The organism is Nakamurella multipartita DSM 44233 (assembly GCF_000024365.1).
Taxonomy (GTDB): Bacteria; Actinomycetota; Actinomycetes; order Mycobacteriales; family Nakamurellaceae; genus Nakamurella; species Nakamurella multipartita.
Genome location: NC_013235.1, coordinates 2,897,550 through 2,913,885, shown reverse-complemented (window position 1 = coordinate 2,913,885; position 16,336 = coordinate 2,897,550). Strand labels below are relative to the sequence as shown.

Sequence of the window (16,336 nt, the reverse complement as noted above, 5' to 3'; positions counted from 1 at the left end):
GGTACTTTGACGAGCTTCCGCGGGCGTGACGCTGGCCACCGCCCGCAGAACCCTTGAAGCATGGGGTTACACCTCGACGCCGTACCAAGAGGGCGACAGCGTGAACACGAGGGCGGGTTGCACCGGTGACACTGCGCTACAACCGCAGATCGTTGCGGACAAGACATCGGCCTACGAGTCGGTGTCCGACTAGCCGCCTAGTGTCTGGGACGATGTGGGTAAGCGAGTCTGAATGGAGGAAGCATGGCGCGCGCCGACCTGTTGCTGGCACTAGTCAGCTCTGGCGCAGGTGGCGACGACCTGGCGTTCCGCCGAGCAGCCGAGGCCCTTATCGCCGAAGAAGAGGGTAAGAGGCACAGCGTCCTTGCTTCCCAACTGACAGACGCGCTATCCAGGCGCCGGCCGACCTCCAACATCTCCCCGCTTGCGCGGAACGACGCAGGCGCCCTCCTTCATGAGGGCGAGCCCGCGAGGCGTGTCGCCGACCTCGTGCTACCTCCAGCTGCACGCCAAACGATCAACGATCTGGTTGAAGAACACCACCGCCGCGACCTTCTGCGAAGTCATGGGGTCGAACCACGTCATCGCATTCTCCTGGTGGGTCCTCCGGGCGGAGGCAAGACCACTCTCGCAGAAGCTCTGGCCACTGAACTGGCTGTCCCGCTTCTGACTGCTCGTTACGAAGGTCTCATCGGAAGCTTTCTCGGCGAGACGGCATCTCGGCTCGAGACCCTGTTTGCCGCCGTGCGCATTCGTCCCTGCGTTCTGTTCTTCGACGAGTTCGATGCGGTCGCCAAGGAGCGTGGCGACACTCATGAGACTGGCGAGATTAAGCGAGTCGTCAGCTCGCTGCTTCTTCAGGTTGACAAGCTACCGAGCTACGTCGTGGTTGTCGCCGCCACCAACCACGCTGAATTGCTCGACCGCGCGGTCTGGCGGCGGATGCAGCTGCGAATCGAGCTTCCCCGACCAACTCGAGCTGCCGCGGTTGAGTTTCTGGGCGCATGGTCACAGCGCACAAGAATTGATCTCGGCCTTGCGCCCAAGACTATCGCCGAACGACTCTACGGCGTCAGCTTCGCTGAACTCGAACAGTTCGCGCTGGACGTGCAGCGCCGCTCCATCCTGTCCGGCCCTGAACCAAAGGCTCGCGAAGTCACGCAACGCGTCCTCAGGGAATGGGCGACCCGCAATCGAAATAGTCAGACGTGACCGCCGTCGGCGACGTCTCACCGCAGCGGCCGATCATCGTGGGCACGGTAAGCGTACCGAGAGACATTCGTCGCCCGAGCGGTGGTGGAGGCCGTGTCAAGCTCATCAACGTAGAGGCCCGTGTCCAGCGTCTCGAGGATCAATTCGACGCGTTGGAAGCCGCACTCGGTGAACAGATCCAGCTCTCCGAATCTATCCAAGCGGCCGACCCGCAACTCGTACTCGTGTTGGAAGCACGCGACGAGAACATCGACCTCACCGGTGTGGCCGACAAGCTCGGTATCGAGATCATCAGTCAGGCCGAGTCACGGGTCGATCCCGACGACGAGTTCGAACTGGTGTCCAAGAAGGCTCGCAGTCCGCTCGTCACATCCTGCCTGCATGCCATCTGCGTCAACCAGGCCTCGCTCGACGACCTGCTGTCTCTTTGGCGTGCTTGGCGGCGAGGCGAGAACTTGCCTCGCGGACGCACACCGTTGCGGGACTTCTTCGCACATCTAAAGGACGTGCGTCTTTGGGGACCACAAGACCGACTGAAGCTCATCGACTGGGAAGCTCATTTCGCCGGTCGCGACCCCGAGGCGCTCGTACCCATTGACATCGAGCTGTGGTTCCGCGCGTCGGCCGACCGCCGTACGGCCGTTCAAACAGAAGTGACCGCGTTGCTCCACCGCGACGGAGGGTCCGTTACGTCCTCTGCGATCATCGAGGACATTGGCTACCACGGGCTCAAGGCCAGGCTGCCGAACCGGCTCGTCGAACGACTCGCTCGGCGTGATTTCGGGGCAGTCCAGACAGTGCAGTCCGCCAACGTCATGTACCTGCGAGCAACCGGCCAGGTTGCCTTACCGACAGGTGACGACAACGACTACGACGTCACCGTGGACGCGTCGCCGCCGATCGATAGACCAGTGCTGTGCCTGTTCGACGGGGTCCCCGCTTCGAACCATCCGGTGCTCGCCGGGCGCGTGACGATCCTCGATCCTGACGATCTCCAGTCCGATTACACGGTGGAAGAGCGTAGACATGGGACGGCCATGGTATCGGCTGCGATCTGGGGCGACCGCGGTTCCGGCGAGCCAGCAGCGACACGGCCGGTCCTCGTTCGGCCCATCTTGCGCCCCTGCGACGAGACCATCGATCGCATCGAGGAACTGCCAGTTGAGGCTCTCGCACCTGACCTAATGCGGCGAGCCTTTCGCGACCTGTTTGAGGAGCAGGTTGACGGCACTCCCGCCGCCGCCCCCGATGTCACGATTATCAATCTCTCCGTTGGCGATCCTGCGACTCCTTTCGACACTGTGTTGTCGTCGTGGGCGCGCATGATCGATTGGCTCAGCTACCACTATGGCGTCCTTGTCATCGTGTCGGCCGGCAACTACACGTCGCTCGATCTCGCACCGAATGACAGCAGCCAACTCGCGTCGCTCACGGGAGATGAGCGCCGCCAGGCGACGCTCGCGGCGCTGGCGCGGCAACAAAACCTAAGACGCCTGATCGCTCCCGCTGAATCAATCAACGGGTTGACGATCGGCGCGACCCACGAAGATGCCGCGCCAGATGCGGAGCTTGGCTACCGCGTCGATCCCAACGATGGGCTTAGAAGTGTCAGCCCAATATCGGCCACCGGGTCGGGCTATCGGCGAAGCCTCAAGCCTGACCTCGCGGCTCCGGGTGGCCGCGCCTGTTTTGCCAGCGGCGGGACCACAACCAACATCATCAAGTTTCGGCCGGCGGGAGCCCTCGGCCCTGGGATCAGGGTAGCTGCGCCCACAGCCGGTCGAGAGACTCATACCATCGGGACGAGCGTCTCGGCCGCCCTCGTCTCACGCCAGGCTGCCCGCCTCCACGACATCGTCGACACGGTCACAGAGGGCCGACCGATCACCCGCCGCCAGCGTGCTGCGGCGATTAAGGCGCTGCTCGTTCACGGCGTTGGTGGATTCGACGACCTAAGCACCTCGGTTTTTCCTCTGGAACGCGCGATCGGCAACGGAATTCTCATCCGTGATTTTTCTGCCGGCTGCGCCACCAACGAAGCAGTATTGCTGTTCCTCGGCCAGATCGGCCCGGCAACCGAGCAAGAGTTGACCATCCCGCTACCGGACGGCCTCAGTGTTCGGGAAGCCAAGCGGATCGACGCCACCCTTGCTTGGCTTTCGCCGGTGAACTGGCGGCACCGCCAGTACCGTCGCGCTGCACTCTCTTTCGTGAAGCCGGAAGGTCCTGTTCCCGACTTCGGTGCAGCTTCAGGGATCTCGGCCGACGCGTCAAAGGCAGGCGCGGCAACAGTCCAGCACCTCCGGTGGGACATCGAGAAGGCTTGGGCAAGCGGGCAAGGCTCGGCCATCACGATCCGCGTCAAGTGCTACGAGCAGGCCGGTGGGTTATTCGGTGAGTTGATCGACTACGCCGCGGTCGCATCCATCTGGGTTTCGCCAACAATTGGCGTCGATGTGTACTCACAGGTTTTCGACCAGATCCGTTCGCTGGTCCGGATCCGACCCACGTCATGATCGCCCCGGCGAATCGGCCTCGATCGATCGTATGCCATGACCCGAAGTTGATCTTCGAAAGTGAACTCGATCTTGGTCCTGGGCGAAGCGGGCGGTCGGCGGCTGGACCGAGGAATCGGTCCTGCATCCAGGCCTTTCCGGGCCTGGCGGGTGCCATCGAATGCCGACGGTAAACGACGTCGGTGAAGCCGCGTGCGGGAGAGAATCGCCTACGCGGTTCGACGGGCGTGAGTGCCGGTTGGGTGACGGAGCGATCGGTTACCTCAAACGCGAAACAGTCCGACGGGAACCGCGGCCGCCAAGGCTCGCCAAGTCTTGGGGACAGGGACGAAGCACCAAATATCTTGACTCCCCCGCCGCTCCAGTTCCCGACCCAGGGCGGCGGTTCTTGTCCCGACCCGGCCGCGCGGAGTTCGCGCTGGTTGCACTGTCCGACGTTCAGGTGCCGTCGAGTGCCAGGTTGGAGTCGAGCATGCGCAGGTCGTCGGGGTCGCTGGTGCCGCTGGCGGCGAGCAGTCGCCCGACGTCGGTCGCGTCCACGCGGTCCAGTGGTGCGACCCGGGTTCGAGGCTGTCGCAACAAGCAGGCGAGCCGGGCCTGCCGGGCGGGGTCGCGGATCGCTTGGGCAGTGCGCGGCACCGGGGACGATGACGGGCGGCCCCGGTCGGGTCGGCCCGGCCGAGCAGAACGATCACCCGACGGTCCGCCCGGTCCAGTGCGATCAGCGGGCCGGCGTCCATCGTGACGCCCGGGTTCACGCCGCGATTCCGGCCGAACCGGACCTGCCAAGCACCTGATCGGCCCACTGAAGCTCCTGGTCGGTCATCGCTCCCTCGGTGTCCGCCAGCGCCTGCCGGAGCAGCGCCCCCCGGCCACGTCGTCCAGCGAGACCTGCATGGCGTGCTGGACGAACGTCGGCCCCACCGTCGGCGACCAGTCGGCGAATGGCCTCCACGGATTCCACGGGCAGAGCCACCGTCACCTTCATCGTCCCTGCCATACCGATCGCCATACCGTTCGGACGGTAGCCTCGTCGCAAGATGACGGACAACGAGGACCGAGGGCCAGAACGCGGAGGCTGGCCCATCATGGGCCAACAGAGCAGCCCGCGACCCGGGCCGGACCACGTTGTTCCAGACGTTTCACCAGGTCAAGGACATCGCAACATCGGGCGATTGGGTCGATGGACGGGTTCAAGTCCCCCCTCGGACACTCATTTACGCCTCCCCTCGTTCGATCAATCCCGGGTGAGTCTGAACGCCATCTGTCGTCCGATACCTGTTGTGGCATGGATGCTGTCGGTCCCGTGGTCGTAGGTGATCCGTAGGTTGACGGCGTCGATCATCGCGTGGAGGGCGAGCCGGTCTTCTGCCCATGATGGGCACGTCTCGGACTGTTGGCGCAGCCATGGTGCGGTGGCGGCCAGGACCCGGGATTCGGCGACGTAGACCGATGATCGGTGACCGGCCGCCGGGTCACCGGGTGTGGCGCGGCATCGGTATCGGACCCGGCCGTCCTTGGAAGAGACGCTCATGGTGCGGCCGCAGATGGCGCAGCTGATCCGGTGCAGCAGAATCGGCTCCGCGAGGCTGGTGCGACTGGGGCGGGGTCTGACCGGGTGGTCGCGCATCGTGGCCACCGTGAGGAAGTCCTGGATGGCCACGAGGGCGGGGTGCGCGGGGCGGTCCGAGCGCACGAGGATCTGGTAGGCCTCGGGCGGTAGGCAGGGATGGCGGCGGGCGCTGTAGGGGTGCCAGAACTCGTAGCCGGTGCACCGGGGGTTGTCCAGGATCGCGGAGATTGCCTTCACGGTCCACCCGGCGGATCCGCGTCGGATCGGCGGCGGTGCGGCTCGCTGGGTCAGGTGGTTGATCAGGGTGGTGTGGCCGTCGCCGGCCAGGATGCGGTGGAAGATCTCTTGCAGGATCGGCGCCTGGTCGCGGTCGGGTTCCAGGTGGGCTCGCCGTTGGCCCCGGATGGCCTTGCCGGGGTTGTGGTGCTGCCGGTCGTGGACCAGGCGGTAACCGTAGGGCGCTGCCCCGCCGATGAACCGGCCGTCCTGTCGGACGGCATCGATCATCAGGGTCCTGGTTGTAGCGGCCTGGTCTGAGCCGGCGATGCCCGGCACGGGACCGTGAGTCACGCCCATGAGCGCGTCGAGGTCGGCCAGTGGGTTGGGCGATGGGTCTGGTTCGAGCTGCACACGCTTCTCATGCGCGGCGGTGCCGATCACCTACCGCGGGTTCACCCGCAGCCCCTACGGCGGACCTGGCCAAAGCGATCATCCGACGGCCCGCCATCCTCTCTAGAGGGACCCCTCTATGCACTGCAGATCCTCGACGTCGACGCATCGACGGGATCGACGCGCGCTCCGACGGCCGTGACCGGCCAGGTCAGCGGTGTGGGCATCCTGATCCCCTGCGCGCTTGCAGCACCTCTGTCGGCCCCGGGGGGCCGGGAAGGGGCCACCCGGCGACCGGACCTCGTCTGGGGCGGGAGGGACCAACTGGGGACCTATTCCTCTGCCACGCGTGTTGGTTCATGCGACACGCTGAACCGTGAACTCGAACCAACTTTCGCCGCCGGTCACCGCCCATCACGTGCTGGCCGGTCACCAGGTTGTGTTGTTGCTGGAGACCGACGTCCACAATGGGCTGACCCCGGACGAGGCGGCGGCCCGGCTGGACCGATACGGCCCAAATGCTTTCGCGGCCGCGGCGCGCCGTGGCTTGCTGACCCGCGTCGGCGGGCAGGTGCGCCATCCGTTGATCTACGTGTTGATCGTGGCCGGCGTGATCACCGCGGCGTTGGGCGAGTATGTCGACTCCATCGTGATCTTCGGGGTGGTGCTGGTCAATGTGCTGGTCGGTGTCATTCAGCTGACGTTCCGCACTTCTCGGAGCTGATATGGCCCCCCAACCGGCGGTGGAGGTCAGCTGGGGCGGTAGGCGGTGGCGGAGACGCCGAGCAGGTCGAGGATCTGCTGTTGTAGTGGGGTGAGTTCGGGTTCGAAGGCTTGCACGAGTTCTCCGTCGCGGTGCAGTTCGTGGCGGGTCAGGTCGGCGAGGACGGCGAAGATCCTTTCAGCGGTGGGTGCTTCGCAGGCGCGTAGCTCGGGGTAGAGCGGGATGTTGGTGGTGGCAGCGGCTTTCATGGCGGTGCGGATCTGTCGTTCGATGAGTGCGCCGACGAGCAGGGCCAGGAACTGGCAGCAGAAGATCGCCTCGATGCGGGCGGGGTCGCGCAGCCAGATCGGGTCGGCGTCCTGGACGCTCTTGAGCACGTGGTGGCGGCGTTCCAGGTTGGGTTGGTACCGGTACGCGGCGAGGACCTCCTGGTCGGTGAGGTGCCGGTCGTTGGTGATCATCGGGAAGCAGCCGTCGCTTGCTGTGTCGTGGGCGATGGCGTCGTCCCGGGATCGCCAGCTGACCGTGTAGCGGGTGCGGGTGGTGCGCCGGTAGCGGGTGTCGGCGCCGGGCCGACCACGCTTTTCCTGCCGGAAGCCCTCTTCGATGCTTTCGGTGACGGTGACCTGCAGCCAGCGGGCGGAACCGGTGTCGGTCAACACGGTGGTGATGGCCTGCTCGACGGCGGCGCGGGTCTTGAGCCGGGTCTTCGGCCCGGCCAGCCTGCCGGCGAGTTCGTCGACGGCGGCGGCGCCGGCCTCGATGCGGCTACGGCGGGCGTGCTCGTCGCGGGCGGCCTTGACAGTGGAGTGGACCCAGATGATCCGGTACCCCTCGGCCGAGGGCAGCGGCGCGGGGAAGGTGGACCAAACCCTGGGCAGGTCGCCGATCCGCTGCCCGGGCAGCCGGATCGCCTCGGTCCATGCCGGCTGGTTGGTCCCGATCCAGTCACGGAACCACTTGTCCTCGCCGCGGGTGCGGGGCAGCACGGTGACGAACCGGCCGCCCTGGCCGTCGATGTGCCGCATCGCCTGCCCGGAGCACAGCTTCGAATCGGCCACGTACAGGAAGTCCCGCCGGCCCACCACCTTGACCAGCCCGTCCCAGGTCGGGATGTGCGTCGGGTCGTCGCTGGTGTTGCCGTCGGCGAGGCGGTAGGCCATCGGCACCGACCCGTCCGCCGAGACGGTCAGGATCCACACCAACTGCTTCAGGTCCGGCCGGTGGTCCTTGGAATGTCCGAAGGTCACCGCCGGCGTCGGCTTGCCCCGCCGCGGGGTGCCGTCCGCCTGCTTGTACTGGCCGTGCACCGACACCGAGGTGGAATCGTTGTGCATCTCGGCGGTGTCCACGCCGAACTCGTCGACCACACCGACGATCAGTTCGGTGAGCAGGCTGGCCCGGTCCGCGTCGAACAGGGCGACCAACGCCCGCCCGATCCGGTCGTCGTTGAGCCAGGCGGTGTCCGGACCCGGCAGACCCAGCAGGGCCGGCGGGTACCCGGCGGCCCACTCACCCAACCCGTACAAGGGTGCCCGGCCCACCAGCAGGTTGACCACCAGCAGCCGGATCGCCGCCGCGGGCGTGAGCTTGAACCGGCGGTCCGGCTCCGGCAGCCACCGATCCAGCGCTGCGTCCAGGCCGATGCGGTCCAGGAAGTGGTTGATCAGCGGCAGCGGCCCCAACCGCTGACTGACCAGCCCGAAGCCGGCCTCCGCGCCGGACCCGCCGCCCGCCTCGCCCATTCCGGCCTCCCGCGTGTCATCCTCGACATCAGCTGTCCGCAGTACATATACTGTGGACAGTGGAGGCAGCGATGGATCTCGGAGGCGTGTCGTGCAGATCGATCCCGAGCACCGGGCCGGGGCCGACCAGATCAGCGCGCAGCTGGCCGCCCTCGGGTTCGTCCTGCCCGGCAGCGTGACCCACCGTCAGGCCCGATGTGGCAAGCCCAGCTGCCGATGCCACGCCGACCCGCCCGTGCTCCACCCACCGTTTTGGAGCTGGACCCGAAAGCTCGCGGGCAGGACCGTCACCCGGCGCCTGACCGAGGACCAACTACGCGATTACCAGCCCTGGTTCGACAACTCCCGCCGGCTCCGCGCCTTGGTCACCGAGCTTGAAGACCTGTCACTACGCGTGCTCGACCAGGACCCTCGGTGGGGGCACAAATAGCGGCCCAGATGTGCGGAAAGCGAGATTCAGGAGTCCAAGGCCGAAGCCGCGCTGGATAGTCTGCGGGCGCTGGTACACACCCGCGCCCGGGTGATGCGCGGCGGGCAGCCGCTGACGGTGCCGTCCGAAGACCTCGTGCCCGGTGACGTGGTGCTCCTGGACGCCGGTGACATGGTGCCGGCTGACCTGCGGCTGATCCGGATATCCGATCTGCACGTGGACGAATCGACACTGACCGGCGAATCGGTGCCGGTGGTGAAGGACGAGGTGGTCCTGCCCGAGACCACCCCGGTGGCCGACCGGCGGAACATGGTGTATTCCGGCACGTTGGTGACTGCCGGTCACGGGGCGGGCATCGCGGTGGCCACCGGCGCGGAGACCGAACTCGGCGAAATCCACCGGCTGGTCGGCTCCGCGGAGACCCTGGACACCCCGCTGACCGTGAAGCTGGCCCGGTTCAGCAAAGTGTTGACAGTGATCATTCTGGCCATGGCCGCGGTGACCTTCGGAATCGGACTGATCCGGGGGCAGGACGCGATACAGACCTTCACCGCGGCGATCGCCCTCGCGGTCGGGGCCATCCCCGAAGGGCTGCCGGCGGCCGTGACGATCACCCTGGCCATCGGGGTGGCCCGGATGGCCAAGCGGCGCGCAGTGGTCCGTCGGTTGCCGGTGGTGGAGACACTGGGCAGCACCACGGTGATCTGCTCGGACAAGACCGGCACCCTGACGGAGAACAGGATGACGGTCCGCACGGTGTGGACCCCGGCCCGCGCCTTCGAGCTCACCGAAGCCGCCTCCGGCCAAGGCAGCGTGTTGATCGACACCGGCGGTGTCGCGGTAACCGGCCAGGCCGATGAGGCGTTGCGGTGGTGTCTGGTCGCCGGCGCCGCCTGCAACGACGCCACGATCACCCGCCAGGACGGGGCCTGGCAGTGGTCCGGGGACCCCACCGAGGGAGCGTTGCTGGTTTCCGCGGCCAACGCCGGGATCGACCCGGTGGAGATCGCCCGGGCCTACCCACGGGAATCGACGATCCCGTTCAGCTCCGACCGGCAGTACATGGCCACCTTGCACCGCCGGCGGCCGGGCGGTGACCACATCATGCTGGTCAAGGGCGCCATCGAACGGGTCCTACCCCTGTGCACATCCCAGATGGGCGCGGCCGGGACCAGCGAACCCCTGGACGCCGCCGCAGCCCTCACCGCGGCCGAGGACCTAGCCGACCGCGGACTGCGGGTCCTGGCCACCGCCGTGCATCGGTCGGCCGACCCGGATGCCTTCCGGGAAGGCAGGGTGGACCATCTGGTGTTCACCGGCTTGCAGTCCATGCACGACCCGCCCCGCGCCGCGGCCGCCGCGGCGGTACGCGCCTGCCATACCGCCGGAATCGACGTCAAGATGATCACTGGCGACCACGCCGCGACAGCGGCGGCCATCGCGGGCCAGCTCGGTCTACTCGATCAACCCACCGACGGGCAGGTACTCACCGGTGAAGACCTACGCCGGCTCTCCGCGGAGGAATCCCCGGATGCCGTGAACAACGCCCGGGTGTTCGCCAGGGTCTCCCCCGAGCAGAAGCTTCGGCTGGTCGAGGCGCTGCAGGCGCGCGGTCACGTGGTCGCCATGACCGGTGACGGAGTCAACGACGCCCCGGCCCTGCGCCAGGCGAACATCGGCGTCGCGATGGGGTGCAGCGGAACCGAGGTCGCCAAGGACGCCGCCGATATGGTGCTCACCGACGACGACTTCGCCACCATCGAAGCCGGCGTCGAGGAGGGTCGCGGCGTCTTCGACAACCTCACCAAATTCATCGTGTGGACCCTGCCCACGAACATGGGCGAGGGACTGGTCATCCTGACCGCGATCCTGCTCGGCGCGACCCTGCCGATCCTGCCCACCCAGATCCTGTGGATCAACATGACCACCGCGGTCGCCCTGGGTCTGATGCTGGCCTTCGAACCCAAGGAGGCCGGAATCATGACCCGTCCCCCGCGGGATCCCCAGCAACCGCTGTTGACCGGTGCCCTGATGGCCCGCATCCTGCTGGTCTCCGCCCTGCTGATCGGCGGCGCATGGTGGCTGTTCGCGTGGGAATCGGCCAGCGGGGCAACCCCAGAACAGGCCAGGACCGCGGCGGTCAACCTGTTCGTGCTCGTAGAAACGTTCTACCTGTTCAGCTGCCGATCACTGACCCACTCGATGTGGCACGTCGGTCCGCTGAGCAACCGCTGGATCATCGTCGGAGTGGCCGCCCAACTGGTCGGCCAACTGGCCCTGACCTACCTCCCCGGCATGAACCAACTGTTCCAAACCGCCCCGATCACCCTGGAGGCATGGATTCGGATCCTGGGCGTCGCCGCCCTCACCTCGCTCGTCGTCGCCACCGACAAGTACCTCCGCCGCCGGATGACCGAGCGGACCCACTTCGAAGGCGTACGTCGTCGGTCCGCGGTCTGACAGGCCCTGCTCGAGCTCGGATCGGCCTTCTTCGTGGCGAAGTGTCTAGCCAGAATCAACGCATCAGATCGGAGCACAATTGAACCAGTAGGCGACTCATCCCACCGACGATCTCCTCTAGTTCTCATTCCAAAGCATCGTCAACCGAAAGTACCGAGTGCGCAGATCCGGGAACCGATGGCGGCGGGTCACCCTGTACGATGATGGCTCGGTGGACGTCAACGAAGTGTTGTTGCCTGGTGTGGGTTTGCGGTACGAGTTCGCTACCGCCGCTGGCCCTCGGGTCGGCATAATCGCCCGGCGAGACGGTGGCTTCGAGATCGTCGGGTATGACCGGCGGGATCCCGACCGCTCGGTCACGCTATTCAAACTCACGGCCGAGGAAGCGGACGCGGTCGCCGAGATCCTGGGCGCACCGCGCATCGCGGAGCGATTCGCCGATCTGACCCGCGAGGTTCCCGGGTTGAGCGCCGGCCAAGTCGAGGTCGACGAAGGGTCGCCCTATGCAGGGCGATTGCTCGGCGACACCCGGGCGCGGACCCTGACCGGAGCATCAATCGTGGCCATCGTCCGCGGTGACGAGGTGATCGCCTCGCCCGCTCCGTCCGACGTGCTCGCGGCCGGTGACGTCCTGGTCGTCATCGGAACCCCGGAGGGCATCGCTGGGGTCGAACGGATCCTGCGCGGCTGATCCGATGCACACCTCGATCGCCCTACTCTTGGAGCTGGGCATCATCCTGGCTGTGCTGAGCGCGCTGGGCGCGTTAGCTCGCCGGTTCGCGTTGACCCCGATTCCGCTGTACCTGCTGGCCGGACTCCTTCTGGGTGAGGGAGGTCTCGCCACCGTTCCGGCGGCAGCTGAGTTCGTCGAGATCGGCGGGTCGATCGGCGTCGTACTGCTGCTGCTCACCCTCGGCCTGGAGTTCTCAGTGGTCGAGTTGACCGCGAGCCTGCGCCGCCACCTACCTTCGGCGCTACTCGACGGTCTGCTGAACGCAGCTCCGGGCGCCCTCGTCGGCTGGCTGCTCGGACTGGACCCGCTGGGCATGCTCGCGTTGGCCGGCGCGACCTGGGTGTCCTCATCGGGGATCGTTTCCCGCCTACTCGGCGACCTCGACCGGCTCGGTAACCGAGAGACGGCGGCCGTGCTGTCGGTTCTGGTGCTCGAGGATTTCGCGATGGCCGTCTACCTGCCGCCGCTCGCGGTGCTGGCCGCCGGCGGTGCCGGTTGGCGGGCACTGGTGAGTGCTCTGCTCGCCGCGGCAGCGGTGGGCAGCGCCTTTCTGGTCACCCGCCGATGGAGCCGGGTGATCGGTCGGGCCTTATCGCATCCTGAACCGGAACAACTGCTGTTACGCATCCTGGGCGTCACCCTGGTCGTGGCCGGGTTGGCGGAGCTTGCCGGCGCATCTGCGGCGGTCGGCGCGTTCCTGGTCGGGTTGTGCCTGAGCGGCCCGGTGGCCGACCGTGCCCGGGTCGTGTTGAGCCCGTTGCGCGACCTGTTCGCGGCTATTTACTTTCTGGCGATCGGGTTCGCCATTGCCCCGGCCGCATTACTGCCAGTGTGGCCCGTAGCGCTCGGCCTCGCGCTGGTCACGATGGCCACGAAGATCCTCAGCGGGGCCTACGCCGCCAGTCGAGATGGGGTTGGCCGGCGCGGGCAGCTGCGGGCCGGCGTTGCGTTGATTCCGCGCGGCGAATTCTCCTTAGTGATCGTCGGTCTCACCGCGACCGCAGTCCCTCGCCTGGAACCGCTGGTGGCCGCCTATGTACTAATCGTGGCGACCGTTGGGCCGGTAATTGTCCGCTTCACCTGACTCATCTCAGCAGCCAGGAAATCCGCGAAGGGAAATCGTCACCGACAAACCACACGCGACCCTCAATGAATCGAGCGGATGAGTCGGGGATCCGTCGCTGGACCCACGTTGATTGCGTACAACCGTTGATCACCACCCACTCGTAAATGGCCCGAGTCGACCAATTCGTGTGATGTCACTCTTTCGCTTTCTACTGGGCTGAACTGGCCGCCCGCGCCCCGACTAGCGAAGCAGGCGACCCGGACATTCAGGTCCGAGGTACACGAGGATTTGACTCGAAAACGGACGTCGCGCAGGGGCGGGCGAAACCGGCCAATCGACGAATTGGTGCTCAGTAAAAGACTAGCTACCGTGCGTATCGGACATTGCGGTGCGCAACCCGGCGGGAACGACGTTGGCTTCACTGACAGTACCCGTCAGTCGTCGAACGCGGTTGGGTGCAGAAATCGATTATTGCGCATCCGTCGGCGGCGGCGACGGTTAGGTCTGATCTATGACAGGCCCCTTCATCGACTCCGAGCCCGGCGACCGTCGGGCCAGGTCGACGTTCCGCCCGTTGTGGTGGATCCCCACGGCACCGTCGAACGATCGTCAGCTGATCGGAAGGTTTGCGGCGGTGCCGCACTGCGACGATGCGGAGACGCTGCCGGCCCGTTCCGGGCCGACGCCGACCCGGCCCGGAGGTGCGGATGATCCCCGCTGCCGAGACGGAGCCGACCTCCAGTCGGGAGCCAGCGAGCACGTCGATGAGGATCCGGCGGACCGGCCCGGTGTGACCGGCCAGGAGGAGTTGATGCTCCGTGCGCGGGCTGATGGCCATCCTCGCCCTCGGTGCCGGCTCCCTGCTGGCGGTGGGCGAGCCGGCGGGATCGATCGATGACGTGATCGAGAGCGAGATGCCAGCCTCCGGCGTCCCCGGACTGGCCTACGCCGTCGTGGCCGACGGCCGGCTGGAGTCGGCCGGAGCGCGCGGTGTCCTGACCCTGGGCGGCGACACGAAGGTCACTCCGGACACCCCATTCCTGACCGGGTCGATCTCCAAGAGCTTCACCGCGCTCGCGATCATGCAACTGGTCGAGGCGGGCACGGTCGACCTCGACGCCGGCGTCGAGGTCTATCTCGACGGGTTCTCCGGTCGGCCCGCGGGGGCCATCACCCTACGCGAGTTGCTGAGCCACACGAGCGGTTTCTCCACCCTGCAGGGCAACACGTCCTTCACGGACGACACCGGCGGGACCGACGAGCTGGCGTGGCGGGTCGACCGGCTGGCCGGGCTCACTCCGGCCGCCGCGCCCGGTGCGACGTGGGAGTACTCGAACGCGAACTACGAGATCCTCGGCCGGGTGGTCGAGGTCGTCGGTGGGGACGAATTCCAGTCCTACATCGCCGAGCACATCCTCGAGCCGGTCGGCATGACGCACAGTTTCGTCGCCGACGGCCAGGTCCATGAGTCGATGGCGACCGGGCACCGACCGTGGTTCGGCGGCATGCAGCCGCTTGCCGACAACAGAATGCCGCGCGGAACGGCTCCGCAAGGCGGCGTCGTCGCCAGCGCCGCCGATCTCGCTCGGTATCTGGCCATGATGATGAACGGGCGCGACGATGTGCTCAGCGCCCAGGGGAAATCGCTGATGATGCGCCCCGCGAGTGCGGCGTCGCCCTTCTACGGGCTGGGCTGGTTCGTGGACTCCGGTGACGGGACGGTCTGGCACTCGGGGTCGAGCCCCGGCTACGAATCGCTCGCGACCATGGTTCCCGCCGCCAACACCGGGGTCGTCGTGCTGGTCAACGGGGGCAGCGGGATGGGCTTCGGGGAGACTTCCCGCCTGCGTGACGGCATCACGGCCGCCGCGTTGGGCATCGATCAGGCCGATGAGGAACCGCGCCTGCCGCGGCAGGTCCTGTTCGCCGCACTGGTGCTGTTGCCGATCGCCTACCTGCTCTGCATGATCTGGGCCTGGCGGCACCGGGTCGAACTTCGCGCCAAATCCGGTGCGGCAGGACTGTTCAGTCTCTGGTTCCCACTGTTCACCACACTGGCCGCGGCGTGGATCATCCTTGATCTGGTGCCGAGACTGGTCGGATCGCCGCTTCGTACCATCAGCCTGTTCCAGCCCGACCTCGGGGTCGTCCTCGTCGCCGCCGCGGTGACCGGCGTGCTCTGGGCCGTCTTCCGGCTCGGGGTGGCCTACACGGCCCGATTTGGACAGGGGGCCGCCGGTCCGGCCGAGGGCCGATCGACCACACGACGCCGAGCTCGCCATCCGGCGCGGGCCAACCAGGTCGTGCGGTAACGGTCAGTCGCGCCTGGATCCGCGAGCGGGCTCGCTGTGGGGCCGGCCGCGGCCGAGCACGACCCGGCCAACCATAATTGTCGGGCGCCTAAACCAAAGCCTCCTCGGCGATCATCCATCGCCGCTCAATGAGTTGCCTTGTCGTGAGGAGGCACCCGCGGAAGCCGTGGCCACTACCCTGAGATTGCCGTCGCTGCGGTGTTCGCAATCCTGGTCCCCTGGCTGCTGGGGAGCCTAACGACGCTGGCTTCGCCGGCTCGCGATCGACAGTGGGCCAGTACGCCTCCAACAAGCACGTGCCGGGGCATCGGGCGGCAGCAGTGTCGCCCTCGGTGCCCGGCGGGCCAGCAATGATGACATCGACCGTCGCCCGGATGACCACACCGGCATCGTCGACGGTCACAGTCAGTGCACCGCCGTCCGCAGTCACCGTGACATCCACGCTGACGGGCACCGCTGCGGCTGTAATGGCTGCCGGGGCGGGGGCACAGCGACACGTCGGGCAGCCACCGGTCCGGCAACAATCGATCAGCAGCTGGCTGCCCCGGCAACCACCCGAGCGGAATCGGGTTCGGCGTCGTTCATATAGCGGTGCGGCGCCGGCCGCACTGGGCCCCGGTGCAGTTCTCTTTACGTCGGCGAACCAGGCTACGCATTCCGTCTCGACCGCGACGGTGATGGCATCGGCGGCAGGTGGGGAAGTCCGGTGTTGGCCAGTAATTTGAGTCGCCGAAGTTGCCCGAACCATGGATTTTGAACCTGCGTCGGCCCAGAATGTTACTGACCGTGGGGATCGACTACTGACCGTGGGGAATCAGCCAGTTGGCATGGCTGAAAACCACCGCGAAGGGGCAGAGCATGAGGTTTGGGCGACGGGAGCATCGGCCGGAGAGCGGAGCCGGTCCTTCGACCGGCCCGGATGTCACGCTCGCGGTGCCAGCAGGATCAGATGCGCC

General features: G+C 66.8%; 9 protein-coding genes and 3 pseudogenes. 9 read left to right on the top strand and 3 right to left on the bottom strand.

What is annotated here, in order from left to right:
* Positions 1 to 243: 243 nt before the first annotated feature.
* Both NAMU_RS28365 and NAMU_RS13170 read left to right on the top strand, forming a co-directional pair.
* Positions 244 to 1,212, top strand: coding sequence for an AAA family ATPase (locus NAMU_RS28365; RefSeq protein ID WP_015747885.1), 969 nt, complete (start codon positions 244 to 246; stop codon positions 1,210 to 1,212).
* Positions 1,209 to 3,728, top strand: a complete 2,520-nt coding sequence (locus tag NAMU_RS13170; RefSeq protein ID WP_015747884.1) for a S8 family peptidase — start codon at positions 1,209 to 1,211, stop codon at positions 3,726 to 3,728. Before NAMU_RS28365 ends, NAMU_RS13170 begins: the two co-directional genes overlap by 4 nt.
* A 754-nt stretch (positions 3,729 to 4,482) precedes the next feature.
* On the opposite strand, the gene NAMU_RS29280 is transcribed toward NAMU_RS13170, so the two are convergent.
* Both NAMU_RS29280 and NAMU_RS13165 read right to left on the bottom strand, forming a co-directional pair.
* Positions 4,483 to 4,740, bottom strand: a complete 258-nt coding sequence (locus NAMU_RS29280) for a hypothetical protein (protein ID WP_083785830.1) — start codon at positions 4,738 to 4,740, stop codon at positions 4,483 to 4,485.
* A gap of 225 nt (positions 4,741 to 4,965) precedes the next feature.
* Positions 4,966 to 5,808, bottom strand: coding sequence for a recombinase family protein (locus NAMU_RS13165; protein ID WP_041368874.1), 843 nt, complete (start codon positions 5,806 to 5,808; stop codon positions 4,966 to 4,968).
* A 478-nt stretch (positions 5,809 to 6,286) separates the two neighbouring features.
* Between NAMU_RS13165 and NAMU_RS13160 the strand changes: the two are divergent.
* Positions 6,287 to 6,607: pseudogene (locus NAMU_RS13160) on the top strand (cation-transporting P-type ATPase); the annotation flags it as partial.
* Positions 6,608 to 6,660: 53 nt separating this feature from the next.
* On the opposite strand, the gene NAMU_RS13155 reads toward NAMU_RS13160, so the two are convergent.
* A complete protein-coding gene (locus tag NAMU_RS13155; RefSeq protein ID WP_015747832.1) occupies positions 6,661 to 8,379 on the bottom strand; it encodes an IS1634 family transposase in 1,719 nt (572 codons plus the stop codon).
* 91 nt (positions 8,380 to 8,470) lie between these two features.
* Between NAMU_RS13155 and NAMU_RS13150 the strand changes: the two genes are divergently transcribed.
* From NAMU_RS13150 to NAMU_RS31810, 6 genes and pseudogenes are all read left to right on the top strand, one after another.
* A complete protein-coding gene (locus NAMU_RS13150; RefSeq protein WP_015747833.1) occupies positions 8,471 to 8,809 on the top strand; it encodes a DUF6788 family protein in 339 nt (112 codons plus the stop codon).
* Between the two features lie 24 nt (positions 8,810 to 8,833).
* Positions 8,834 to 11,269 (top strand): annotated as a pseudogene (locus tag NAMU_RS13145) (HAD-IC family P-type ATPase); the annotation flags it as partial.
* Between the two features lie 211 nt (positions 11,270 to 11,480).
* A complete protein-coding gene (locus NAMU_RS13140) occupies positions 11,481 to 11,960 on the top strand; it encodes a cation:proton antiporter regulatory subunit (protein WP_041368870.1) in 480 nt (159 codons plus the stop codon).
* A 4-nt stretch (positions 11,961 to 11,964) separates the two neighbouring features.
* The gene (locus NAMU_RS13135; RefSeq protein ID WP_015747880.1) at positions 11,965 to 13,086 is read left to right on the top strand and encodes a cation:proton antiporter; all 1,122 of its coding nucleotides are present in this window, start codon (positions 11,965 to 11,967) and stop codon (positions 13,084 to 13,086) included.
* Between the two features lie 800 nt (positions 13,087 to 13,886).
* Positions 13,887 to 15,380, top strand: a complete 1,494-nt coding sequence (locus NAMU_RS13130) for a serine hydrolase domain-containing protein (RefSeq protein WP_015747879.1) — start codon at positions 13,887 to 13,889, stop codon at positions 15,378 to 15,380.
* A 631-nt stretch (positions 15,381 to 16,011) separates the two neighbouring features.
* Positions 16,012 to 16,137: pseudogene (locus NAMU_RS31810) on the top strand (excalibur calcium-binding domain-containing protein); the annotation flags it as partial.
* Positions 16,138 to 16,336: the final 199 nt, after the last annotated feature.

What these genes read in the sequence shown, in the direction of transcription:
- NAMU_RS13165 (WP_041368874.1), bottom strand. Translation starts at nt 5,808, where the DNA reads ATGATCGATGCCGTCCGACAGGACGGCCGGTTCATCGGCGGGGCAGCG.
- NAMU_RS29280 (WP_083785830.1), bottom strand. Translation starts at nt 4,740, where the DNA reads ATGGCGATCGGTATGGCAGGGACGATGAAGGTGACGGTGGCTCTGCCC.
- NAMU_RS13135 (WP_015747880.1), top strand. Translation starts at nt 11,965, where the DNA reads ATGCACACCTCGATCGCCCTACTCTTGGAGCTGGGCATCATCCTGGCT.
- NAMU_RS13155 (WP_015747832.1), bottom strand. Translation starts at nt 8,379, where the DNA reads ATGGGCGAGGCGGGCGGCGGGTCCGGCGCGGAGGCCGGCTTCGGGCTG.
- NAMU_RS28365 (WP_015747885.1), top strand. Translation starts at nt 244, where the DNA reads ATGGCGCGCGCCGACCTGTTGCTGGCACTAGTCAGCTCTGGCGCAGGT.